Origin of the sequence: Mobilisporobacter senegalensis (assembly GCF_003752155.1) — a bacterium.
GTDB classification, from domain to species: domain Bacteria; phylum Bacillota; class Clostridia; order Lachnospirales; family Lachnospiraceae; genus Mobilisporobacter; species Mobilisporobacter senegalensis.
The window spans coordinates 1-26,911 of the sequence record NZ_RJVG01000017.1; the positions used below are offsets into that span (position 1 = coordinate 1).

19 protein-coding genes are annotated in these 26,911 nt (G+C 35.4%); 17 read left to right on the forward strand and 2 right to left on the reverse strand.

Annotated elements, in window-relative coordinates:
* The first annotated feature begins 223 nt into the window (after nt 1–223).
* Together EDD66_RS17495 and EDD66_RS17500 are read left to right on the forward strand one after the other, a co-directional pair.
* On the forward strand, nt 224–904 hold the full coding sequence (locus EDD66_RS17495) for a DUF3298 and DUF4163 domain-containing protein (protein ID WP_123610888.1): 681 nt from the start codon (nt 224–226) through the stop codon (nt 902–904).
* 111 nt (nt 905–1,015) lie between these two features.
* A complete protein-coding gene (locus tag EDD66_RS17500) occupies nt 1,016–2,692 on the forward strand; it encodes an alpha-glucosidase (protein ID WP_123610889.1) in 1,677 nt (558 codons plus the stop codon).
* Between the two features lie 97 nt (nt 2,693–2,789).
* Here the strand turns inward: EDD66_RS17500 and EDD66_RS18835 are convergent, their stop codons facing one another.
* Nucleotides 2,790–4,397 (reverse strand): collagen-like domain-containing protein, encoded by a 1,608-nt coding sequence (locus EDD66_RS18835; protein WP_279232887.1) that lies wholly within the window; start codon nt 4,395–4,397, stop codon nt 2,790–2,792.
* A gap of 84 nt (nt 4,398–4,481) precedes the next feature.
* Entirely contained in the window at nt 4,482–5,579 is a 1,098-nt protein-coding gene (locus tag EDD66_RS17510; protein WP_123610890.1) for a tetratricopeptide repeat-containing glycosyltransferase, read from the reverse strand.
* A 274-nt stretch (nt 5,580–5,853) separates the two neighbouring features.
* On the opposite strand from EDD66_RS17510, the gene EDD66_RS17515 reads away from it, so the two are divergent.
* From EDD66_RS17515 to EDD66_RS17585, 15 genes are all read left to right on the forward strand, one after another.
* Nucleotides 5,854–7,947 (forward strand): polyribonucleotide nucleotidyltransferase, encoded by a 2,094-nt coding sequence (locus EDD66_RS17515; RefSeq protein ID WP_123610891.1) that lies wholly within the window; start codon nt 5,854–5,856, stop codon nt 7,945–7,947.
* Between the two features lie 143 nt (nt 7,948–8,090).
* Nucleotides 8,091–9,368, forward strand: a complete 1,278-nt coding sequence (locus EDD66_RS17520) for a M16 family metallopeptidase (RefSeq protein WP_123610892.1) — start codon at nt 8,091–8,093, stop codon at nt 9,366–9,368.
* Nucleotides 9,369–9,387: 19 nt separating this feature from the next.
* On the forward strand, nt 9,388–10,662 hold the full coding sequence (locus EDD66_RS17525; RefSeq protein ID WP_123610893.1) for an O-acetylhomoserine aminocarboxypropyltransferase/cysteine synthase family protein: 1,275 nt from the start codon (nt 9,388–9,390) through the stop codon (nt 10,660–10,662).
* 220 nt (nt 10,663–10,882) lie between these two features.
* Nucleotides 10,883–11,929 (forward strand): ABC transporter ATP-binding protein, encoded by a 1,047-nt coding sequence (locus EDD66_RS17530; RefSeq protein ID WP_123610894.1) that lies wholly within the window; start codon nt 10,883–10,885, stop codon nt 11,927–11,929.
* Nucleotides 11,926–12,747 (forward strand): ABC transporter permease, encoded by an 822-nt coding sequence (locus tag EDD66_RS17535; protein WP_123610895.1) that lies wholly within the window; start codon nt 11,926–11,928, stop codon nt 12,745–12,747. Before EDD66_RS17530 ends, EDD66_RS17535 begins: the two co-directional genes overlap by 4 nt.
* A 4-nt stretch (nt 12,748–12,751) precedes the next feature.
* Complete coding sequence (locus EDD66_RS17540; RefSeq protein WP_123610896.1) at nt 12,752–13,558, forward strand: ABC transporter permease; 807 nt, start codon at nt 12,752–12,754, stop codon at nt 13,556–13,558.
* Nucleotides 13,559–13,702: 144 nt separating this feature from the next.
* A complete protein-coding gene (gene nrdD, locus EDD66_RS17545; RefSeq protein WP_123610897.1) occupies nt 13,703–15,823 on the forward strand; it encodes an anaerobic ribonucleoside-triphosphate reductase in 2,121 nt (706 codons plus the stop codon).
* Nucleotides 15,824–15,849: 26 nt separating this feature from the next.
* Nucleotides 15,850–16,338 (forward strand): anaerobic ribonucleoside-triphosphate reductase activating protein, encoded by a 489-nt coding sequence (nrdG, locus tag EDD66_RS17550; protein ID WP_123610898.1) that lies wholly within the window; start codon nt 15,850–15,852, stop codon nt 16,336–16,338.
* Nucleotides 16,339–16,381: 43 nt separating this feature from the next.
* Nucleotides 16,382–16,894 carry a dCTP deaminase/dUTPase family protein gene (locus tag EDD66_RS17555; RefSeq protein ID WP_123610919.1) on the forward strand — a complete coding sequence of 171 codons (513 nt, stop codon included), beginning with the start codon at nt 16,382–16,384 and terminating at the stop codon, nt 16,892–16,894.
* 317 nt (nt 16,895–17,211) lie between these two features.
* Nucleotides 17,212–19,842: a cation-translocating P-type ATPase gene (locus tag EDD66_RS17560; protein WP_123610899.1), complete on the forward strand. Its 2,631-nt coding sequence runs from the start codon at nt 17,212–17,214 to the stop codon at nt 19,840–19,842.
* Nucleotides 19,843–20,019: 177 nt separating this feature from the next.
* A complete protein-coding gene (locus EDD66_RS17565) occupies nt 20,020–20,703 on the forward strand; it encodes a YjjG family noncanonical pyrimidine nucleotidase (RefSeq protein ID WP_123610900.1) in 684 nt (227 codons plus the stop codon).
* Between the two features lie 156 nt (nt 20,704–20,859).
* Entirely contained in the window at nt 20,860–22,188 is a 1,329-nt protein-coding gene (locus EDD66_RS17570; protein ID WP_207667815.1) for an MATE family efflux transporter, read from the forward strand.
* 181 nt (nt 22,189–22,369) lie between these two features.
* Nucleotides 22,370–23,167 (forward strand): ClpP family protease, encoded by a 798-nt coding sequence (locus tag EDD66_RS17575; protein WP_123610901.1) that lies wholly within the window; start codon nt 22,370–22,372, stop codon nt 23,165–23,167.
* A 194-nt stretch (nt 23,168–23,361) separates the two neighbouring features.
* Nucleotides 23,362–25,992 (forward strand): FtsK/SpoIIIE family DNA translocase, encoded by a 2,631-nt coding sequence (locus EDD66_RS17580; protein ID WP_123610902.1) that lies wholly within the window; start codon nt 23,362–23,364, stop codon nt 25,990–25,992.
* 1 nt (nt 25,993) lies between these two features.
* Complete coding sequence (locus EDD66_RS17585; protein ID WP_123610921.1) at nt 25,994–26,884, forward strand: ATP-grasp domain-containing protein; 891 nt, start codon at nt 25,994–25,996, stop codon at nt 26,882–26,884.
* Nucleotides 26,885–26,911: the final 27 nt, after the last annotated feature.

Here is a 26,911-nt window from a genome sequence, read left to right on the forward strand (position 1 = left end):
ATATAATCTTGTAAATAAATCGAGAACAGCCATAGCTTCACCGTCTGGTGTTACTATGGCCGTTCTTTATGGCCGTTTTTTTACAGCCCCTTTTTTGTATTTATCTGATGACTGGCAGCTAAAATTCAGCTATGGTTTTATTCACCTCTAATTAAGTTTCACTTTATGTACTTGCAAGAGAATAATTTGCATACATATGATAACATAAAGGAGGGAATATGCCATGGAATATCAAGTTACAGTGAATAAATATATGTTACAAAGTGAACTGTCATATGAAAATACGGAAATATTAATCTATACTATTTATTTTCCTCATTTTGAATCCGAGCGATTTGCAGCATACATTAATGAAATAAATCTTGAACTGGAGACAAAAGCAAGAGTATATGAACAATATGTGATTAATCGCTTATATCAAATTGCAGTAGAAGAATTTCAGAAATCTAAAACATATGGGACTCCTGTTCGTGTATTTGAAATCTATATGGATTATCAGGTGACATTTAATCAGGATTGTGCACTTAGTCTTTATTTTGATCAATATGAATATACAGGCGGACCACATGGGAGAACAAATCGTTTCTCCTATTCTTGGGATATACAAGAGGGTAAACCAATCTATTTTAGAGATTTATTCTATGAATCACCTAGCTATAAAGAGTATATATTAAACCGGTTAAGAGAGCAGATTGAAAGTCAGCTTAAAAAAAATCAAAATCTATACTATGAGTATTATTATATTATTATCAGTGAAAAGTTTAGTGAAAATAATTTTTATCTGACGACAGAAGGAATTGCAATTTACTTTCAGGAGTATGATATAGCCCCATTTGCCAGTGGCATTCTAATTTTTAAAATACCATATACAGACCCTTCGGTAATCCGCCCGATGTGCCAGTGAGTCAAAATTATGTTATTACATGTCAGTAAAGTGTTAGATATACATTAGACTTATCTTTATAATATAAAAATAGTGGTATACTAACATGTTTTATACGGAGGTAAAGATAAGATGAGAAAAAAGTGGTGGCATGACGGAATCGTTTATCAAATCTATCCCAAAAGTTTTTACGACACAAATGGTGATGGTTATGGAGATATACAGGGAATCATAAATCGTTTAGATTATATTAAAGATCTGGGGGTGAATATAATATGGATATCCCCTGTCTATCAATCGCCTATGGTCGATCATGGTTATGATATATCCGATTATTATGAAATCGATCCTATGTTTGGTACAATGAAGGATATGGATCAATTGATTGAAGAAGCAGACAAACGAGGTATTAAAATACTTATGGATCTTGTAATTAATCATACTTCAGATCAACATGAGTGGTTTTTAAGAGCGATGGAAGATTTAGAAGGTCCGTATGCAGATTATTATATTATTAAGGAGGGAAATGGGGGAAATCCACCAAATAATTGGAGATCAATCTTTGGTGGAAGTGCATGGGAGAAGATTGAAGGAACAAATAAGTATTACCTTCATTTATTTACAAAAGAGCAGCCAGATCTGAATTGGGAGAATGAAAAATTAAGAGAAGAACTTTACAAGATGGTGAACTATTGGCTTGATAAGGGAATTGGCGGCTTTCGTGTAGATGCCATAACTCATATTAAGAAGCATCCTTCTTTTGAGGGAAGACCAGCAGATAGAGAAGATGGTCTGGTAAATGCCTGGGATATGTATGCGAATGTTCCAGGGATTGAAGTTTTCCTAAATGAGTTAAAAGAGAGAACCTTTTTACCTCATGATGCTATGACTGTGGGTGAAGCAATGTCATTAGACGTGAACTGTCTTTCTAATTATATTAAAGAAGACGGATTTTTCTCAACTGTTTTTGATTTCAGCTATAATGAGGGGATTGAAGACGAAGCAAGCTATGAGAAACAGCAATATTCAGTAAAAGAAATCAAAGAAGCAATGTTTACATATCAGTTAGAGGCACAAAAGTATGGTTTTGTATCTGAATTTATAGAAAATCATGATCAGCCCAGAGCATTGAATAAATTTATACCGAAGGAAAATAGAAATTTCTACAGTGGGTCTATGCTTGGAACAATGTATTTTTATTTAAGGGGGATTCCATTCCTATATCAAGGGCAGGAAATAGGAATGATGAACTACGAGAAGAAAAGTATTGATGAATATGTGGATGTATCGACCTTTGAAATATATGAGAAAGCATTATTAGATGGACTTAGTCAGGTGGAAGCCTTGAATTTGGTAAATCGAAGAAGCCGAGAGCATGCAAGGACACCAATGCAATGGGACGCATCAGAATATAGTGGTTTCTCAGGTGGTAAACCATGGTTTCCTGTAAATCCTGATTATACGATGATAAATGTTGCCAGCCAGTTACAAGAGGAGCAATCTTTATTATCCTATTATAAAAAATTAACGAGACTTAGAAATTCAACAGAATACAAAAACCTATTTATTTATGGTGAATTTAAACCTGCATATACTGAAATGGAAAATATAATAGGATATGAAAGAGTGGATAAGGATATGAGAGTTTTAATTTTGAATAATTATGATTCTCATGGAACAAGGATTGAATTGAAAGATGGGATACAAAAAATACTTTTGAACAATTATGATATATTAACAATGGATGGAAATATATTGGAACTACAACCATATCAATCTGTTGTCTGCAAACTGAAAAGAAGCAGATGAAAATATAAATCGATTAGAAAGAGACTATATACTATTCAAAATTTTGAGAGATATATAGTCTCTTTCTAAACATGTCATATTTTAAACAGCTTTTGAATCATGCAACAGTGAAAGAAACGTCATCTAAATCTAATGATTGCCCTCCTTCTGAGGAAACATTAAATTCAATCCTTGCACCAGTAACATCTTGTGGTGCAGCAGTTGTTGTAATTCTATAATAAGCAAAGACCCGGTTAGCATTTGGAATATCTTCTTCTTTTATTGAAATAACAGCACCGGATATACTACCAGAAGAAGTCACAAATATAATTTCAGCTTTTAAGCCGACAGCTTCTCCTTCTCCGTGTGCAAAGAATGAGAATTCATAATAATTTCCTGGAACAATTCCATTTATAGTCTGAATCAGGTCAGCTCCATTGAGAAGATTTACTGCCAGGATTCCAGAATGGATACGTCCTGGTGCAAAAATTGGTGAAACAATTTGAGGAGTATTTGTTGTCCATCCTGTTGGTGTGTTTCCTGTAAAAACTTCCATTCCGCCATTTGCAACCATCTCGCCCGCCGAGCGGCGTTGTATTATTCCAAAGTCATCCAGATTAATTGCAGGACCAGCAGGACCAGCAGGACCAGTAGCCCCGGTAGGGCCAGTAGGACCAGTGACACCATTGAGACCAGCGGGACCGGTAGGCCCAGTGATACCATTGAGACCAGCGAGACCGATAGGACCAGTGATACCGTTCAAACCAGCAGGCCCGGTAGCGCCAGTAGGGCCGGTAGGACCGGTAGGACCGGTGATACCATTGAGACCAGCGGGACCGGCAGCGCCAGTAGGGCCGGTGATACCATTGAAACCAGCAGGGCCAGTAGCCCCAGTAGGACCGGTGATACCATTGAGACCAGCGGGACCGGCAGCGCCAGTGGGACCGGTAGGCCCAGTGATACCGTTCAAACCAGCGAGACCGGTAGCCCCGGTAGACCCAGTGATACCGTTCAAACCAGCGGGACCGGTAGGACCAACAGGACCAGCAGCGCCAGTAGGACCGGTAGGCCCAGTGATACCATTGATACCAGTAGGGCCAGTAGGACCGGTGATACCATTGAGACCAGCGGGCCCGGCAGCGCCAGTAGGACCGGTGATACCATTGAGACCAGCGGGACCGGCAGCGCCAGTAGGCCCAGTGATACCATTGAAACCAGCGGGCCCGGTAGCGCCAGTAGGACCGATAGGGCCGGTGATACCGTTCAAACCAGCAAGACCGGCAGCCCCAGTAGGCCCAGTGATACCGTTCAAACCAGCAGGACCGGCAGCGCCAGTAGGACCGGTGATGCCATTAAAACCAGCGGGACCAGTAGGCCCGGTTGCTCCTGCTGGTCCCTGTGGACCTACTGGTCCTTGTGATCCAGTGGCGCCGGTAGGGCCAGTAGGACCCCTTAAGTATTCACAGTTTCTGGAATCTATTGTAATAGAATTCAATGGTTTTGGTTGTGATGATTCAGATGTATCATTATTTGTGGTCATTTCTCTACTATAATATCTGTTATTATAAAATCCAACATTATTACAGAACCTTCTTCTATGACGATGTTGATGATGGAAATATCTTTCGTTAGGATCTATTGAAGATGATTCATTTAAATCATTAGAATTTATGCTATTTGAATTCATTATTTCATTAGATCTATTTGAATCAGGGCTATTTTGCATAAATATACCTCCTAATATAGGATTTGACACTCTTACCTCATATTATTATATGAAGGAAAATCTATTAGGTTATCTATTTGTTGACTACTTGCCTATTTTTAACCCCTGAAGATAAAATTGATGATTGTCTTTCAGCCTTTGATTATTAGGAGATAATTTCATTGCCTCTAGTGAATAAGAAATTGCTTTGTGTGATATCTCAAGATTATGGCAGGCCAATGCTGCAAAATCATATGGAGTATAATCCCATGCAAAAGATTCATTCACATACCGTAATGTTTTGTCTGTGATTTTCAATGCTTCTGTTGAATAAAAGTATAAAGCTATCCAGTTTTGCTCATTATGAGCTATATAAGCCAGTTCAATGTAAGGTTCACGAAGAAATGGCGCTTCTGCAAGAGCCCGGTATAACCATTTTTTTTGTTCGTATCGATTTCCCATTTCTCCATAAGCCCTTGCAATAAATCTCATGGAGGCAGAACGTTCCTCATCCCAGGATGATATTGCTGGATCCAGATATTTCGTAAGTATATCAATACATTTTTTCCATTGACCGTCAAACATATATTCCCGTCCAAGGTAATGGAGGTTTCTTCCATCGCCTGGATCTTCTTCCACTGCTAATTCTAATAAAGGTAGATTTAAGCTTCGGTCTTTGGTAGCATCAGGATAATGATTATAAACTAATCCTTTGATGAAAACCTGTTTTTCTTCAGCCTCACCAGTATATTTCAGAACTTCATGAGTGGGATACATCCACTGAAAATCATGTCTGGCATGGATGCGCTGATGAATATACTGTACTGCCGGTGTACCATCCGGATAAAAACTCCAATTATATAAGTACAATCCTCTTGTAGTGTCAGGTTGCCATGCTTCTTCTAATTTTTCTCTCCATCCAGGTTCAATAACATCATCAAGATCTGCAGAAACACAAATATCTATATTCTGGGGAATAAGATTTAAACAATAGTTTCTGCTATGATCAAATCGAAATGGCTGGGTATTATAGTTATATACATAGGCTCCTCGTTGTCTTAATTTATCAACGGTATTATCGGTAGAGCCAGTATCAGCAACAACAATAAGGTCTGCTTCCTGTACATGATCCATCCATCGATCAACAAATTGTTCTTCATTTTTACAGATTGCATAGACACAAACTTTATATTTATAATTCATAGGTACCTCCATAAAGGTATTCAATCTATTTTATGAGTTTTGTAATTAAGAGGTGACTCTTCTTTATATAGAATAAAATTTTAAGAAAAATAAGATAATAATTAATATAAAAATTTTAACCAATATCTAGTAGCATATTTTTGTTACAAGTGATATAATAAAAGAGTTAATGTGGTGGAGATGTATCCCGAGACTTCTGAAAAGATCATTCACAGAGTGGGTTTTTCAGTTGTTTCGGCATCTCCAACCAAAATAGAATAAAGGAGATAATGCCATGTACAAAAGTTTTTCCATGGAACTTGCTGGTAGAACACTTACAGTCGATGTAGGCAGAGTAGCAGCACAAGCAAATGGTGCAGCATTTATGCATTATGGTGATACAGTAGTATTATCCACAGCAACTGCATCTGAAAAACCTAGAGAAGGAATTGATTTCTTCCCTCTAAGTGTAGAATATGAAGAAAAATTATATGCCGTAGGTAAAATACCAGGTGGATTTAATAAAAGAGAAGGAAAGGCTTCAGAGAATTCTGTCCTGACATCCCGTGTTATTGACAGACCTATGAGACCCCTTTTTCCAAAAGATTATAGAAATGACGTAACACTTAATAACCTGGTTATGTGTGTGGATCAGGATTGTAGTCCGGAACTTACTGCAATGTTAGGCTCTGCCATTGCAACTGCAATTTCAGATATTCCATTTGATGGACCTACTGCAGCTACAATGATGGGTATGATAGACGGTAAATTAGTATTTAACCCAACTTCTGCTGAAAAAGCTGCATCTACCTTAGCTCTTACTGTTGCATCTACGAAAGAAAAAGTAATCATGATTGAAGCTGGTGCCAATGAAATACCGGAAGATCAGATGATTGAAGCAATATTTGCAGCTCATGAATTAAATCAAAAGGTAATTGAATTTATTGATAAGATCGTTGCAGAATGTGGAAAGCCAAAACATGAATATATTCACTGTGATACTCCACAGGATCTTTACGATGATATTGTGAATTTCATAACTCCAGAGGCAATGGAAGAAGCAGTATTTACAGATGAAAAACAAATAAGAGAAGCTAATATCAGAGAAATTAAAAACAAGTTAGAAGCTCGTTATGCTGAGATGAATCCTGACTGGATTCCATTTATTGATGAAGCGGTCTATAAATTCCAAAAGAAAACTGTTCGCAAGATGATATTAAAAGATCATAAACGTCCTGATGGCAGAGATATGGCTCAGATTCGATCTCTTGCGGCTGAAATAGACATCTTACCAAGAACTCATGGTTCAGGCATGTTTACTCGCGGTCAGACCCAGGTGCTTACGATTACAACTTTAGGCGGGCTTTCAGAAACACAAAGATTAGATGGACTTGATGAAGCAGAAACAGGCAAAAGATATATGCATCATTATAATTTCCCATCTTACTCAGTTGGTGAAACAAAACCTTCCCGTGGACCAGGAAGACGTGAAATCGGTCATGGTGCTTTAGCAGAACGTGCCTTAGTTCCAGTGCTTCCTACAGAAGAAGAGTTCCCATATGCGATTCGTACTGTATCAGAAATCATGGAATCCAATGGTTCTACCTCCCAAGGTAGTATCTGTGCCTCTACTTTATCACTTATGGCAGCTGGAGTTCCAATCAAGAGAATGGTTGCAGGTATCTCTGTAGGTCTTGTTACAGGTGACACGGATGATGATTATATCATCTTAACAGATATTCAAGGGTTAGAGGACTTCTTTGGAGATATGGATTTCAAAGTTGCAGGTACTCATAAAGGAATTACTGCAATTCAAATGGATATTAAGATCCACGGCTTAACAAGAGAAATCATTGAGAAAGCTATTTATAGAACAAAAGAAGCAAGAACATATATTTTAGATGAAGTTATGGCTCCTTGTATCAGTGAACCTCGTACAGAACTAAGCCAATTTGCACCAAAAATTGTTCAGATGTCAATTGATCCAGCGAAAATTGGTGATGTTGTTGGACAAAGAGGAAAAACAATTAATGCAATTATTGAACAAACTGGTGTTAAGATAGATATTACAGATGACGGTTCTGTATCCGTTGGTGGAGTGGATGCTGATAGTATCGAGAAGGCAATGAATATGATTCGTATCATAACGACTGACTTTGAAGAAGGACAAGTATTCACAGGTAAAGTTATTAGTATCAAAGAATTTGGTGCGTTTGTTGAATTTGCACCAGGTAAAGAAGGAATGGTTCATATTTCAAAAATCTCTAAAGAAAGAATTAACCATGTTGAAGATGTGCTTACTCTTGGAGATATTGTAAAAGTGGTATGCCTTGGAAAAGATAAGATGGGCAGAATCAGCTTTAGTATGAAAGATGTAAACCAAGACTAATCGTAAAATAATAGAGGGTGTTTCAAAATATCAATTTTGAGGCACCTTCTTTTGGTAAGTTATATTAGGAAGCCGGAACAATCATAGACACATTTACGAGTTTCCTAATAAGCCATATTATATAAGCAGGAAGGAATTGATACATGGTTTCTATTAAAAAACTATCAAATGGAATTACAGTAGTATTAGAAGAAATGGATTATCTAAGAAGTGTATCCTTTGGTGTTTGGGTGAGAGTAGGTTCAGCAAATGAGACAAAGTATAACAATGGGATATCTCATATGATCGAACATATGTTATTTAAAGGTACAAAAAACAGAAGTGCCAAAAAAATTGCTGAAGATACTGCAAAGATTGGTGGCAATATGAATGCATATACCAGTAAAGAATGTACTACATATTATGTTACTACATTAGATGAGCACCTTCTTATGGCAATTGATATTGTGGGGGATATGATACAAAATTCATTATTCGAGGAATCAGATATAGAGAAAGAAAAAAGTGTGATCATTGAAGAGATAGATATGTATGAAGATTCTCCCGAAGATATGGTTCACGAGATGTTACAGAAAGAAGTCTGGAAGGACCATCCTTTAGGATTTATAATCTCCGGTGAAAAAGAAATTGTAAATAGCTATACCAAAAAGGAGCTTCTGGAGTTTAAGAATAGGAATTATATAGCTGAAAATATAGTAATATCAATAGCTGGACATTATAAAGAAGATGAGGTAATGAGGGCATTAGAAGCTAATTTCGGAGAGATACCTCATAGAACTATTGAGGCAGAACTTACAAGACCGAAGTATGAAAGATGTATTTACACAAGTCATAGAGATATTGAACAGATACATATGAATCTTGCTTTTGACTGTATCGACTATCATTCGGATGAAAAATATCCTCTTGCCATTGTGAATGCTTTTTTAGGTGGTTCGGAAAATTCTAAGCTATATCAAATCATTCGGGAAGAATTAGGATATACCTATTCTATTTATTCCTATAGCTGTTCTTATGAAAAAGCAGGTCTTTTTCATATTGATGCCGCGTTAAACCCCAGTAAGCTGACTACGGTTTTAAAAAAAATTATTCAGATCATTGAAGAACTGAAAAAAACCGGGATTACAGAGGAAGAATTAGTTCAGATGAAAGAACAGATTAAGACAGAATTGATCATTGACAGTGAAAGTACAAAAAACAGAATGAATAACAATGGGAAATCATTGTTAAATCATGAAAAAATAATATCAATAGATGAAACAATCAGCAGAGTTAATCTTGTTACAAATGAAGAAATTCATGGATTTATGGAGAAATATCTACGAATAGATAATCTGAGTTTATCCCTTGTTGGAAATCTATCCAAAATAAATATTGAAAATACGAAGAAACTATGGGAAAGCGGAAATTTAAATCTATAAAAATAGGAAAGGCGATATCATGAATAAATATCATATTAATACCAAATGTATTCAGTCTGGTTACGAACCTAAAAACGGAGAAGCAAGAGTATTACCCATTTATCAAAGTACCACTTTTAAATATGATTCAAGTGAACATGTTGGAAAGCTTTTTGATTTAGAAGCAGAAGGTTTTTTTTATAGCAGACTTTCTAATCCTACGGTAGACTGTGTGGAGAAAAAGATAGCTGATTTAGAAGGTGGAATCGGTGCCATGTGTACTTCTTCCGGACAGGCAGCTACTACTACAGCAATCCTTAATATTTGTTCTGCCGGAGATCATATGATAGCTTCCAGTGCCATATATGGTGGAACTACCAATTTATTTACTGTGACTTTAAAGAAATTTGGAGTGGATGTAACTTTAGTATCCCCAGATTCTACAGAAGAAGAACTGCAAAAGGCCATAAAAGAAAATACAAAATGTATCTTTGCGGAAACAATTGCAAATCCGGCACTTGTAGTCATTGATATGGAAAAATTTGCGTTAGCTGCACATAAAAATGGGATACCATTCATTGTAGATAATACATTTGCAACACCAATTAACTGCAGACCAATTGAACATGGAGCTAATATCGTAGTTCATTCTACCTCCAAATATATGGATGGACATGCAGTTGCCCTGGGTGGTGTGATTGTTGACGGTGGTAATTTTGATTGGGATAATGGCAAGTTTCCATCACTATCAACACCGGACGAATCTTATCATGGTATCACTTATACTGAAACTTTCGGGAAAGCAGCTTATCTTGTAAAAGCAAGGGTTCAATTAATGCGTGATTTAGGAGTTACTCTTTCTCCTAACAGTGCATTTTTATTAAATATTGGTTTAGAAACACTTCATTTAAGAGTAGAGCGTCATTGCAGCAATGCCCTTACGGTAGCAAAATGGTTAGAAACACATGAAAAAATTGAATGGGTAAACTATCCAGGTCTGGAGTCTAATAAATACTATAATCTGGCACAAAAATATATGCCAAGTGGCACTTGTGGAGTTATTTCTTTTGGAGTAAAAGGTGGAAGAGATGCTGCAGTTAAATTAATGGATAGCCTTAAATTAGCAGCAATTGTTGTTCATGTTGCAGATGCAAGAACCAGTGTCCTTCATCCGGCTAGCACGACTCATCGTCAACTAACAGATGAGCAGCTTATTTCTGCAGGAGTAGAGCCGGATTTAATCAGAATATCCATTGGAATTGAAGATGTAAGGGATATTATTGAAGATTTAGAGCAAGGTTTGGAAAAGCTATAATATTTAAAATTCATATAGTGATTGGAAAAGAGTATGAGAGAAACTATTTAAACGTTCTGGTTTAAATAGTTTCTTTATTTATGTAATAGAAACATTTGTTACGGTGCTCCCTTTGCTTTTAAGTATATAATTTATAAAAAAGTATCTTAATTATAGAATGTATTGCAAATTAATTTTTTATTTGATATTTTAAAGGATAAAATAAAACTGGGGGGATAGTATGGATTCTATAATAAAAATTGATCATATTACAAAAGAATTTAAGACTTTAAATCGGCGGGTAGGTCTTAAAGGCAGTTTTTTGGATTTGTTTTCAAGAGATTATAAGGTCTTAAAGGCAGTCAATGATATTTCAATGGAAATTAAGCAGGGTGAAATTGTAGGCTATTTAGGGCCAAATGGTGCCGGTAAGTCTACAACGATCAAAATGATGACGGGTGTTCTGGAACCTACTTGTGGGGAAATACTTGTAAATGGCAGAGTACCATATAAAAACAGAGCAAAAAATTCTGAAAATATCGGTGTGGTATTTGGACAAAGGTCACAATTATGGTGGGCACTTCCGGCAATTGAGTCATTTCGCATATTAAAAGAAATATATCGGATTGATGACAAGACTTATAAGGATAATTTAGAATATTTTGATGCTTTAGTTGGAGCCAGTGATTTATATTATAAAACAGTAAGACAAATGTCTTTAGGGCAGCGAACCCTATGTGATATTTTAGCTTCCTTTTTACATAATCCAAGCGTTGTATTTTTAGATGAACCTACCATTGGTCTGGATGTATCCATGAAAGGTAAAATTCGTGAATTGATCAAGGTATTAAATCATGAACGGGGTACGACTGTTATACTTACAACTCATGATATGGGAGATGTAGATGCACTTTGCAACCGTATTGTTATCATTGATAAGGGAACCATTCTTTATGACAATCATATTGAGAATCTTCGGAAGTATTTTGGGGCATACAGAACTATAAGGTTTATGTTTAATAAACATGGGGCAAGCAAAGAGAATGAAACTGTAGAGAATACAATGATGGAAATAGATACATTACTAAAGGAAGAGTTCTCAGGTGCAAAATCATTATCTGTGGGTATGGATGAAAAATGGATAGATGTATTGTTAAATGAAGATGAAGTTCCGATGATGAAAATTATTAATTGCATTCAGGAAAGAAAAAAAATTGTTGATATGACTTTACAGGAAATATCAACGGAAAGTGTAATTAAAAAGATTTATGAAGGAGGATTAGAATGACCAATAAGAAATCCTTCACCCTAAATAAGTATTTTTCTCTTACCAAGGGAAGTATAATGGAAAGCTTATCTTTTCGATTCAGCATGTTAATAACAGTAATAGGTAATCTTATTTATTTAATTGTTATCTATTATTTATGGAAAGCAATTTATGCCTCCAGTTCCAGTGAGGTTGTAAATGGGATGACTTTCCATGATACTATGATTTACCTGGTATTAGCTTTAGCATTATTTAATTTTATGGAATGTTTTATTGTATGGAGTATTGGTAGAAATTTTCAGACGGGACAGATTGCATTAGAATTAATTAAACCAATGGATTATCAGGTTTTTTGTTTCTTTGCCAATTCAGGACAGTATCTCATTTCTTTTTTTACTACTTTTTTACCGACTTTAATCATTGTGTACCTGATTACAAAAGGTGGTTTTGCCTTAAGTATAAATCTTATTTATTTTATTTTAAGTGTTATCCTGGCAATTGTAATAAATTTCTGTGTTGATTTTTTTGTCGGAGTAATTTGTTTTTATACAGAATCTGTCTGGGGTGTCAATATTATGAAAGAAGTAGTTGTAGCACTTTTATCTGGAGCGAGCATTCCTTTGGCATTTTTTCCGGATAGATTGCGGACCATAGTAAATTTTTTGCCTTTCCAGGCAATTTATAATTCACCTCTCAAAATTCTTATTGATAAATCATTGGAGACAAAAGATTATATAACTATAATTGGATTTCAAATATTTTGGGTAGCAATAATGATACTTATCAGCAGGATTTTTTGGAATGTATCAAAACGTATTATTACAGTAAATGGAGGTTGAGGATATGGATAACAAAAGAGGTCTTGGATTTTATATTCATTTATATAAAATTATTTTGACTCAGGATCTTAAAAGTAAAATGAGCTACCGGGCGGATTTTATTATTTCTACCATTGGAATGGTTTTTACAAATGTTTCAGGGTTCATTACCTTTTGGATATTATTTCAAAATTTTCCATCCATTGCAGGGTGGAATTATTATGAAATGTTATTTTTATATGGGTTTTCCCTGCTTGCTTTAACCCCGGTCCAATGTTTTTTTGATAATAACTGGAATTTACGCAGCCACATTTATACTGGGGACTTTATTAAATATTGCCTGCGGCCAATTAATCTTTTCTTTTACTATATGTCAGAAGTATTTGATATGAAAGGAATCGGGCAGTTTTTCTTTGGAACAGGAACTTTATATTATGCGTGGAATAAGCTCGGAATACCATTTACCCTAAAAAATCTTATACTGCTGATCATTAGTTTTATATCAGCTTCTTTGTTTATGATTGCATTAATGAATCTGGCAGCAGCAACTAATTTCTGGCTGATGGGTTCTACTTTTGTTATGATATTCGCATTTAAGTTTAAAGATTATGCACGATATCCGGTTAAAATATTTAGCAGGGTTTTTCGTTTTATTTTTACTTTTATCATCCCCATTGCATTTGTGGCATATTATCCCAGCTTATTCTTTTTAAAGCCAGATGAGATCCCCCCATTGACCTATCTTTCTCCATTTCTTGGAATGATATTTTTCTATATTAGTTATAAAGTATGGATGAAGGGTGCTTTATCCTATTCGGGAACAGGTTCATAAGGGTTTCCATTTCTTCACAAATACACAATCTCTTGTGCTAAATTCAAAACATACCACAATATGTTGACATTCGGTTTCGATTTAGGTAAAATTATTTAAGGTAAATGACTGCCGGAATGAGAACATACAGAAAGAGGATTTGGCATGATAAAAGTGATAAAGAAAGATAATACATTAGAAGAATTTAATGTACAAAAGGTGGTAAATGCTGTAAATAAGTCAGCCCATCGGGCATTGATTACTTTTACGGAAGAAGAATTGAATTTTATTTGTAATTACGTTGAAGAAAAAGTAAACGCAATGAACCTTAGTGAAGTACATATTAGCGAGATGCATAATGTGGTGGAAAGTGCTTTGGAGAAAACAAACTCACTTGTTGCAAAAAGTTATAGAGATTATAGAAACTATAAACAGGACTTTGTCAAGATGCTGGATGAAGTCTATAAGAAGAGCCAGTCTATTATGTATATTGGGGATAAAGAGAATAGTAATACAGATAGTGCCTTAGTCTCTACAAAAAGAAGTTTGATCTTTAATCAGTTAAATAAAGAATTATATCAAAAATTCTTTTTAACAACAGAGGAATTACAGGCAGCCAGAGATGGGTACCTCTATATCCATGATATGTCTGCAAGAAGAGATACTATGAACTGCTGTCTTTTTGATGTGAAAAACGTGTTAAAAGGTGGCTTTGAGATGGGGAACCTATGGTATAATGAGCCCAAAACCCTGGATGTTGCCTTTGATGTTATCGGAGACATTGTTCTTAGTGCAGCCAGTCAGCAATATGGTGGTTTCACTGTTCCCAGTGTAGATACATTACTTGAACCTTATGCCCAAAAATCATATGACAAATTAATGGGGAAATATAAAAATTTGGGACTTGACGATGAAACTGCCCATAGGGTAACGATGGAGGATATTAAAACAGAATTTGAACAAGGCTTCCAAGGATGGGAGTATAAGTTCAATACGGTTGCATCCAGTCGTGGAGACTACCCATTTATTACAGTTACGACAGGTACAGGGACTGGTAAATTTGCAAAAATGGCGTCCATCTCTTTATTAGATGTCAGAAGAAAAGGACAGGGAAAGAAAGAATGTAAAAAGCCGGTTCTGTTCCCTAAGATTGTGTTCCTATACGATGAAAATCTACATGGAGAAGGTGGAGAATTAGAAGATGTCTTTGAAGCAGGAATTCGTTGCTCCAGTAAAACCATGTATCCGGATTGGTTAAGTTTAACGGGACAAGGATATGTTTCAAGTATGTATAAGAAATATGGTGAGATTATTAGTCCAATGGGTTGCAGAGCTTTTCTTTCTCCCTGGTACAAAGAAGGGGGAATGGAGCCAGCAGGTGAAGAGGATAAACCGGTTTTTGTGGGAAGGTTCAATATTGGTGTTGTAAGCCTTCACCTTCCGATGATATATGCAAAATCCCAGCAGGAAAGCAGGGATTTCTATGAAGTATTAGATTATTATTTGAATTTGATCCGTAAATTACATCTTCGTACTTATGCATACCTTGGGGAAATGAGAGCCTCCACCAATCCACTTGCTTATTGTGAAGGCGGTTTCTATGGTGGGAATCTGGGGATTCATGACAAGATCAAGCCGATCTTGAAAACGGCAACAGCTTCATTTGGTATTACTGCCCTAAATGAATTACAACAATTATATAATAAGAAATCCATTGCCAATGATGGAGAATTTGCTTTAAATACATTAAGGCACATTAATGAAAAGGTGAATGAATTTAAAGAACAGGATAAAAAACTATATGCGATCTATGCCACACCGGCAGAAAATTTATGTGGTTTGCAAGTAACCCAATTTCGTAAAAAATATGGTATTATTGAAAATGTATCAGACAGGGAATATGTAAGCAATGGTTTTCACTGCCATGTTACAGAAGATATTACTCCAATTCAGAAACAAGATTTAGAGTACAGATTCTGGGAATTAAGTAATGGTGGTAAAATACAATATGTAAAATACCCAATTGACTATAATGTAGGAGCCATTAAAACTTTGGTGCGCAGGGCAATGGATATGGGACTTTATGAAGGTGTGAATCTTTCTCTGGCATATTGTGATGATTGTGGACATCAGGAATTAGATATGGATGAATGCCCACACTGTGGCAGCAAGAATTTAACAAAGATCGACCGTATGAATGGATATCTTTCTTATTCCAGGGTAAAAGGCGATACCAGATTAAATGATGCAAAAATGGTTGAAATAGCGGAAAGAAAAAGTATGTAATAATTGAATATAAGCGAGGAATTGTCATGAGATATCATAATATTACGAAAGATGACATGCTTAATGGTGATGGACTGCGGGTCGTATTATGGGTGGCTGGCTGCACTCATGCATGTAAAGAATGTCAAAATCCTGTTACTTGGGATATAAATGGTGGAATTTTATTTGATGAAGCTGCAAAGGAAGAAATTTATAGAGAATTAAGACATAGTCATAACTCAGGAATTACTTTTAGTGGTGGTGACCCACTTCATCCTGTACATAGAGAAGAAGTAGGAGAGCTTATTAAAGAGCTCAGGAGCGAGTTTCCGAAAAAGTCCATTTGGGTCTATACTGGATTTACATGGGATGAAATTAAAGATATTCATTTTATGAAAGACATTGATGTATTGGTGGATGGAAAATTCGTAGCAGAGTTGAAAGACCCAAAACTTTACTGGCGGGGAAGCTCCAATCAAAATGTAATTGACGTTAAAAAAACTATAGAAACTGGAAATATGGTTTTATATTTGTAGTGGAAATATAACAGAAGAAAAGATGGAAGAAACGGAGAATAAAATGAAAAAAGTTGCACAGTTTTTTAAAGTGAGCAAAGAACAATTTATAAAAGATTGGATGGATTCTTTTGAAAATGATACAAAGGAATTTGCAGAGCAATTATATGAGAAGATTAAATTACCAAAGAGAGCAACGACAGGTTCTGCAGGATATGATTTTTATAGTCCGGTCACATTTATATTAAACCCAGGTGAAACAATTAAAATACCTACAGGAATCCGGGTAAGGATTGATGAAAATTGGGTATTAAAATGTTATCCAAGAAGTGGACTGGGATTTAAATTCCGCCTGCAATTAAACAATACAGTAGGTATTATAGACAGTGACTATTATTTTTCTGATAACGAAGGTCATATTTTTTCAAAAATAACCAATGATTCTAATGAGGGAAAATCAGTAAATATTGAAGAAGGAACTGGTTTTATGCAGGGAATCTTTGTAGAATATGGAATTACCGTAGATGATGATGCAACAGAAATAAGAAATGGTGGTTTTGGAAGTACCACAAAATAGCTTTGATATGGGTTTTAAAACTCTTCAATTTAGAGTATTGAAGAGTTTTAAAACCCTTTTATAAATTTCGGAATAAACAGTTCTCGTATTGTAAATAATTGCAAGTAGGCATATTTAAGCAAATATTGTTACAGTTCAGCCATATAGAAAGCTGCAAGCACCCACGTGCAACTTGTACAATACTTTCTGCATGGCTCAATTGCAACAAAATATTAGAATATAATTAGAAATTACTACTTAATATTCCAAATTAGGTAAGTTTATGATAATATTATTATTCAAGTTACTATTAATTATTTACAAGGAGGAATTGTGCAGTGCAACATTACTTGAAAGGCACAGAGGATGTATTAGCTGAAGTTAAGAGTAGTAGAGCCGGATTGACAGAGCAGGAGGCTGAGACTCGTCTTAATGAAAATGGCAAAAACAAATTAGCAGAATCGAAAAAAATTAGTTTGGCTGAGAGATTCGTAAAACAATTAATGGATCCTATGATCATTATTTTACTTGCAGCAGCAGCTGTATCTGGTATTACAGCAGCTTATGAAAACGAATCTTTAGCAGACGTTTTTATTATTCTTATCGTGGTATTGATTAATGCTTTTCTTGGTGTATATCAGGAAAGTAAAGCAGAAAAGGCGATTGAAGCTTTAAATGAGATGGCGGCAGCCACATCTAAAGTGATACGTAATGGAAGCCAGATAACAATCAAAAGCGAAGATATTGTTGTTGGTGACATTGTTATATTAGAAGCAGGGGATGCTGTTCCAGCTGATGCAAGAATCATCGAATGTGCCAGTATGAAAATTGAAGAGGCGGCCTTAACAGGTGAATCTGTTCCTGTAACAAAAACAGAAGACACTCTTTTAAGTGACGATGGCAAAGATATATCCCTTGGTGATCGTAAAAATATGGTATATATGGGAAGCACTGTAGTTTATGGCAGGGGCCAGGCGGTTATTGTTGGTACTGGCATGAATACTGAGATGGGTAAAATCGCAGATGCGATTTCTAAGGCAAAAGAAAGTTCTACACCTTTACAAATTAAGTTAGCAGGATTAAGTAAAATATTAAGTTTTATTGTAATTGGAATCTGTATTTTTATCTTTGCATTCCGATTAATTAAAATTGGTGATTTCAGCAGTGAAGTTATGCTGGATACTTTTATGGTAGCAGTAAGTTTAGCAGTTGCTGCAATTCCTGAAGGTTTAGCTGCAGTTGTTACGATCGTATTATCCATAGGCGTTACCAATATGTCAAAAAGAAATGCAGTAATACGTAAGTTAACTGCAGTAGAAACTCTTGGAAGTGCCCAGATTATCTGTTCCGATAAAACTGGTACATTAACTCAGAACAAGATGACAGTTGTAGATCATTTTGGTGATAATGAAGAATTACTGGCTACAGCAATGGCGTTATGCAGCGATGCTGAGATTGATGGAAATGGAGACACGATTGGTGAACCTACAGAATGTGCACTCGTTAATTATGCGGCAAAGCTGTCTTTAAGAAAACCTGACTTAAAGAATCAAAAACCAAGAGTGGGAGAAGCACCATTTGACTCAATGAGAAAGATGATGTCGACTGTCCATTCAATGGATGGTAGATTTATACAATACACAAAAGGTGCTCCCGATGAAGTACTTAAATTATGTACGAAATACTTAAAAGATGGTACAGTACATGAATTAACGGATGAATTTAGAAATTCTATTTTAGCAGATAATAAGAGAATGGCGGATAAAGCATTACGTGTTTTATGTGCAGCATATAAAGAATATGATAATATGCCATCTTCCTTTGAAGCAAAGGACCTTGAAACTGACTTAATCTTTATTGGATTAACTGGTATGATTGATCCGGTTCGTCCAGAGGTTTTAGATGCCATAAAAGAATGTAAGGTTGCGGGAATCCGCCCTATTATGATTACCGGAGATCATAAAGACACTGCAGCAGCAATTGCCATGGAATTAGGAATTATTGATGATCCTTCACAAGCAATTACAGGTGCAATGTTGAATGATATCAGTGAGGAAGAATTAAATAGAACAATAGGTAACTATTCTGTATATGCAAGGGTCCAGCCAGAACATAAAGTTCGTATCGTAAAAGCCTGGAAACAAAATGGTATGATCACTGCCATGACTGGTGATGGTGTAAATGATGCCCCTTCTATTAAGAGTGCGGACATTGGTATTGGTATGGGTATTACTGGTACGGATGTTACTAAGAATGTTGCAGATATGGTTCTTGCAGATGATAACTTTGCAACTATCGTTAATGCAGTGGAAGAAGGAAGAAAGATTTATGATAATATTCGTAAATCAATCCAATTTTTACTTGCATCAAACTTAAGTGAAGTTTTATCCATCTTCTTTGCAACAGTGTTAGGATTTACTATCTTACATCCTGTTCATATACTATGGATCAACTTAATTACAGATACTTTCCCTGCACTTGCATTAGGTATGGAAGAAGGGGAAGATGATCTTATGACCAGACCGCCTCGTTCTTCAAAAGAAGGTATCTTTACTGGTGGAGTAGGTTTTGATATTGGATATCAAGGATTATTAATTTCAATTGTTACCATTGCTGCATATTTCATTGGTCATTATATTGAATCTGGTGTATGGGAAGTAGCAAGTAGTCCAGACGGTATTACCATGGCATTCTTAACGATGTCTATGGCAGAGATATTCCAGTCATTAAATATGAGATCACAGCGTGGATCTATCTTTAAGATGAAACGTAAGAATATGTATCTGTTTGGTGCTATGATAGTATCCTTTATATTAACGACAACAGTAATATCTGTTCCTTTCTTAGCTGAAATTTTTGAATTTGAACATATTTCAATTCAGGAATATGGAATTGCCATGTTACTTGCGGTATCTGTAATACCGATTGTTGAAATGATCAAAGCAATCCAAAGATCTGTTAAAAAGTAATAAATATGTAAGTTTTCAATATAATTTATCGGGGCTGTCGCATAGTGCGACGGCCCTTTTTTACCCAATGGATAAAAGAATATGGGAATTTGATTTGTTTCTTGTGCTCTCTATGTTATAATTATATGATAATAAAATTGTAAAAAATATTAGAATAAAAGAATATGAGAGGTTTTTATGAATAAATTTAAAACAATATTATTTGACATTGATGGTACTTTGTTAGATTTTAAAGCAAGTGAGGAAGAAGCATTAGAAAAAGTATTTGCAATGCATAATTATATTTTAGATGAACATGTGAAAGGAACTTATGAACGTATTAATAAATTTTTGTGGGAACAATATGAGTTAGGAATCATCGACCGTAATATGGTTATTTACAGCCGGTTTGTTAAGTTATTTGAAGAGCTGGGGATTGACGGGGACGGTATTCGTTTTGAAGATGAATACCAGGAATTATTAGGAGAAGGACATGCTCTAATGGATGGGGCCAGGGAAGTACTGGAATATCTACATCCGAAATATGAGCTTTATGTTGTGACCAACGGAGTGACCAGGACACAGATGAAACGTTTACAGGATTCTAAATTGAAAGATTATTTTAAAGATATCTTTGTATCGGAAGCAACCGGTTATCAGAAACCAATGAAAGAATATTTTGATTATTGTTTTGAAAGAATACCAAATCTTGATTTATCAAAGACCATTATTATTGGAGATTCTTTATCTTCAGATATACAAGGTGGAAACAATGCTTCTGTTGCTACTTGTTGGGTTAATCCAGATAGTTTGGACAATAAAGAAAAGATAAGTGTTGATTATGAAATAAAACAATTAAAAGAACTATATAGTTTCTTATAATATATAGTTAAGATACAAAAATTGCAATGGGGAAAGAAAGTTCCTGAGAACTATTGATATTTTATCCATTAGAGTTATACTATTTGTAGAGGTTGGGAAGAAAACATGAGTTTTCTTCCTGTTTTTAAGTTTATAAATATCAGAAAGGCGTTCATCATGTTTACCCGTAAAGACTTACAAAAGTTAATTTTTCCACTGATTATTGAACAGGTTTTAGCTATTACAGTAGGAATGGCTGATATCATAATGGTAGCAAAAGCAGGAGAAGCAGCAGCTTCAGGGGTTTCCTTAGTGGATACCATTAATATATTATTAATTAATATTTTTGCTGCTTTGGCAACAGGAGGTGCTGTGGTTTCTGCCCAGTTTCTGGGGCATGATGATAAGAAAAGCGCCTGTAAATCAGCAAATCAGATTTTAATTACTGTTTTCACCATTGCCGTCACAATTATGTTAATTGCTTTGATTGGCAATAAAGAGATTTTATCTTTAGCATTTGGAAATGTAGAAACTGATGTTATGAATAATGCAAGATTATATTTTCTCATATCTGCATTCTCATATCCATTCCTGGGTCTATACAATGCTTGTGCCGCATTATTTCGTTCTATGGGAAATTCTAAAGTGTCAATGTATATATCGTTTGGTATGAATGGCATTAATATTATTGGTAATGCCATTTTTTTATATGGCTTTCACGCTGGTGTAGAAGGAGTTGCAATACCAACTTTAATTTCCCGCATCACTGGTGCAATCATTATGCTCCTGTTAATACGCAATACAAAATATAATATACATATTGGAAGAGAGTTTTCATTTAAACCGGATTTTACTTTAATTAAGAAAATACTGAGAATTGGTGTTCCCAATGGATTAGAGAATAGTATGTTTCAAATTGGTAAAGTTATAGTACAAAGTTTGATTGCAAGCTTTGGAACCACAGCCATTGCCGGCAACGCAATAGCCAATACAGTGGCTTCTTTTGAAATTATTCCCGGAAGTGCAATTGGCCTTGCACTTATTACTGTAGTTGGTCAATGTGTTGGTGCAGGGGAATTAGAGCAGGCAAAATATTATACAATTAAATTAATGAAAATTACATTTATTATTATGGGTATTCTTAATGTTATTATAGCGTTACTTTGCGGGCCTATTGTTAATTTCTATCATTTTTCAAAGGAGACTACTGAAATTGCATATAATTTGATTATGTATCACAGCGTAGTCTGTATCTTTATCTGGCCATTATCTTTTACCTTACCTAATGCTCTAAGAGCCGCAAGTGATGTGAAATTCACAATGATGGTTTCTATCATATCGATGTGGGTGTGGAGGATCATATTTAGTTATGTTCTTGGTAAGTATTATGGATTAGGAGTGCTTGGTATCTGGATTGCAATGACATTGGACTGGTTATTCAGGGGAAGTTGTTTTGTGATCCGCTTCTTAAAAGGAAAATGGAGATTGGCATATAGTTTAGAATGATTAAAAAATAGAATATTAAATTTAAAAAATAGAAGATGTCTTCATTTAAGGTTTCATAAATATTTTCTTCATAAAAATCACATAATAACAAAGAGTAAAATTGATTCAATAATATCTTTATTGAGATCATGTTAATATTTTACATTGGTTCATATCTAAAAAATGTGATAGGAGAATACTTATGGAAAACAATAGTAATAAAATAGAGAAGGAAAGAGAGCAAAAAGAAAAAGAAGAACTTGATGATGGGAAAATGAAAGAATTTGGTCAGATGACTTTAGTAAATGATGATAAAAAGTCTAAAATTCATCTACTTTCTATTATTGGTGAAGTTGAAGGCCATGAGAGCCTGCCCACTACGAATAAGGCAACAAAATATGAGCATGTTCTGCCACAATTAGCTGCAATTGAAGACAGCAGCGATATTGATGGGGTCTTGATCATTATTAATACGGTAGGCGGAGATGTGGAGGCCGGTCTGGCAATTGCGGAGATGATTGCGTCCTTAAGCAAACCCACCGTTTCATTAGTACTTGGCGGGAGCCACTCCATTGGTGTGCCTCTTGCTGTTTCTGCAGATTATAGTTTCATTGTACCAAGTGGGACAATGATAATTCATCCGGTAAGGATGAACGGAACTGTCATTGGCGTTGCTCAGACTTATGAATATTTTGAAAAGATTCAAGAAAGAATCATAAATTTCGTAATTTCACATTCTAAAATTTCCAAGCAGGATTTTAGGGATCTTATGCTGGATACGAAACAACTTGCAAAAGATGTGGGTTCCATACTTATTGGGGACGAAGCAGTTGTAAGAGGGCTGATAGATGAAGTGGGAGGAATTAATAAAGCATTGCAAAGATTAAATGAAATGATCCCAAAAGTACCAAAGCCTGAGGATGAAGAGGATTGTGGGGCAGAAAACAATAATGCCGCTGAAAGTGCCGATCCTACAAATAATTCAGAGAATATACAATAAAAAATCTTAACTCCATAATACCGGAGATAAGTTAATAAGTTGCTAAAAACAAGAAAGAATGTTCGAAAATGGAATAGATTCTTCTTGCATATAAATTTAATAAACGTTATAATAAAGTTGATTCTAAAGCTGTTTATCTATGATAAAGCCTAAGAATCAATTTTTTATGAACATTGTGGCAAGGAGGCGTTTACATGGCTGCCAATTCATCAAATAGAGCAAAAACAACGAAAACAAATAAAAGCAATTCAAATAGACGTAATTATAAAGGACAAGGAGCTAAGAATAAATCAAAGGGTGATCTTAGTTCTTTTCATGATGAAATAATTCTTATTATAACGTTGGTTATTTCTTTATTGTTAATTTTAAGCGGATTCCATTTAAGCGGGGTTGTAGGAAATGCAATTAATGTTGCAACTTTTGGTTTGTTTGGATTTTTTGCATATCTACTCCCTTATTTTCTTTTCTTTGGAGTAGCATTTCGTATTGCCAACAGGGGCAACAAAATAGCAACAAGAAAATTAATATCAATGATTTGTCTATCCATCGTATTAATTTCTTTCATGCAGATGTTGTATGATGAAACCTCTGCTTTAAAATTAATGGAATATTTTAATCAGTCTGCAGAGAGTAAATTAGGTGGAGGTCTTGTTGGCGCCATCATCTGCAAATTACTGACGCCACTGTTTGGAGAGATTGGAACTTACATAATACTGATTGCTTTAATGATTATTCTGTTCATGCTGATTACAGAAAAACTTTTCTTTGCCTCACTAAGCAAGAATGGAACGAAAACGATAGCATATATGAAAGAAAAAAGAAAAGCATATCTTGAACAAAGGGAAGCAGAATATGAAGAAATGGAATTGGAAGAACCTGCACCACCGAAAAGAAAAGCCAAAACATTTACTTTCAAGAAAGCAGATCAGGAAAATACAACAACGAATAATAAGGAACCGGATGAGTCATTTGCAGCAGCTAATGCAGGGATGAATCAAGATATTTCTAATGGCCTTGCCATGGAAGAAATAAATTCTACGATTATGGATATACCAATCCAACGTGGAACGGAAATGAATGAAAATATTGCTGAATCCGAGGATGACAAACCGGTATATGAGAAAGAACTGGATAATAAATTTGGCAGGGGAAAAGCATACGATATCAAAGAACTCGCCAATAAAGTCATGAATATGGATAGTGTTATAGATGAATCTTTAGACAGTGAAAAGGAAGAGAACATTGTTCCTGAAATTGTTTCTGCATTTACGGAGAGTGAAACTGTTCCTGGTAAGGTAAAAGATGCAGATGCCGGCGAGTTTATAAGTCCTGTTGTAAGAACAGCTGCTGTACTAAAGAAAGATTATATATTTCCGCCAATTGATCTGCTATCCAAGCCGGCAGGTGCTGCAAAAGGAATTACAGATGTAGAATTAAAAGAAACAGCAATGAAGCTGCAAAGTACCTTAGAAAGTTTTGGAGTAAAGGTAACTATTACGAATGTGAGCTGCGGTCCTGCAGTTACAAGATATGAACTGCAGCCGGAACAAGGAGTGAAGGTAAGTAAAATTACAGGGCTGGCAGATGATATAAAGCTAAATCTTGCTGCAGCAGATATCCGTATTGAGGCTCCAATTCCAGGGAAGGCAGCAGTAGGCATTGAGGTACCGAATAAAACTAATTCTGCTGTTATGTTACGGGAATTAATCGAAAGCAATGATTTTAAGAAACACTCTTCAGATATTGCATTTGCAGTAGGGAAAGATATTGGTGGACAAACTGTAGTAACTGATATTGCCAGAATGCCTCATTTATTAATTGCAGGTGCAACTGGTTCCGGTAAATCTGTATGCATTAATACATTGATCATGAGTATTTTATATAAAGCGGACCCGGCAGATGTGAAGCTTATCATGGTGGATCCTAAGGTAGTAGAACTTAGTGTCTACAACGGGATTCCTCATTTATTAATTCCGGTAGTGACTGACCCTAAGAAAGCATCTGCAGCTCTTAACTGGGCCGTTATGGAGATGACAGAACGTTATAATAAATTTGCAGAGATTGGTGTTCGTGATATTAAAGGCTACAATGAGAAAATTAAGACTGTGGAAGAGTATCAGGATGAAAGATATCAGAAAATGCCACAGATCGTAATTATCGTCGATGAACTTGCAGATCTTATGATGGTAGCGCCAGGAGAAGTGGAAGATGCCATCTGTAGATTGGCACAAATGGCAAGAGCAGCAGGATTACATTTAATTATTGCAACTCAAAGACCATCTGTTAATGTTATTACCGGTCTGATTAAAGCCAATGTACCATCAAGAATTGCATTTTCTGTTTCTTCTGCAATTGATTCAAGAACTATTATTGATGGAGCAGGAGCAGAAAAGCTGCTTGGTAAAGGCGATATGTTATTCTTTCCATCTGGATATCCGAAACCGGTTCGTATTCAAGGTGCTTTCGTATCTGATAAAGAGGTGGGAGCAGTAGTAAAATTCTTAGCAAAACAGAACAGTGAACCTCAATATAGTGAAGATATAGCAAATCAAATTACTTCAACCGCTGTATCAGGAAGCGCTGGAAACAGTCCGGCCAGCGATCGGGATGAATATTTTATTGAAGCAGGTAAATTTATTATTGAAAAAGATAAAGCATCAATTGGTATGCTTCAGAGGGTATATAAGATTGGGTTCAACAGAGCAGCAAGAATTATGGACCAACTTTGTGAAGCAGGAGTCGTTGGACCGGAAGAAGGAACAAAACCAAGAAAAGTATTAATGTCTTTGGAAGAATTTGAACAATATATAGAGGAATATGTTTAATATGAAAAATGCAGTTCTTATTATCAATGAATTCTTAAATAATAATAAATTCAATGAGATTCATCAATGGCTTGTGGATGCTGGAAAGAGATATGATATCAATTTGATGATTTATACCAATGCACAGATAATGGTATCATTGGGGCAATCAAATGATAATAAGAATCCCATTTTAGAAAAGATAAAACCTGAATTTGTTCTATTTTGGGATAAAGACATACGTCTTGCAGCACACCTTGAAATAACAGGCTATAGAGTATTTAATTCATCCAATGGAATAAATGTATGCGATGATAAATCACTGACTCATATGTTATTGCAAAATGCAGGCATTCCTATGCCTAAAACAATCATAGCACCAATGACTTATGATGGAATTGGCTATACCAATTATGATTTTATAACACAAGTGACAGATAATTTAGGGTTTCCAATGATTTTAAAAGAATGTTTTGGTTCTTTTGGGAAGCAGGTATATTTTATAAAGAATAAGGAAGAACTCATTGGCAAAATGAAAGAGATCGGTACGAAGCCAATGCTGTTTCAGGAATTTATAAAATCCAGTTTCGCCAGAGATATCAGACTGAACGTTGTGGGAGATAAAGTAGTAGCATCCATGTATCGTTACTCAGATACCGGTGATTTTAGGGCGAATATCACTAATGGCGGCAAAATGAAAAAGTATACTCCTACGAAGGAGCAGGAAGAGATAGCGGTTCGTTGTTGTAAGATACTTGGTCTTGACTTTGCGGGAGTAGATATCATGTTTGGTGAAAGAGAAGAACCGATTATCTGTGAAGTAAATTCCAATGCACATTTTAAAAATATATATGATTGTACTGGTGTGAATGTTGCAGATTTTATGATGGAATATATCATAGATAATTTATAAATGAATGAATTAGCAATGGAATAAAGA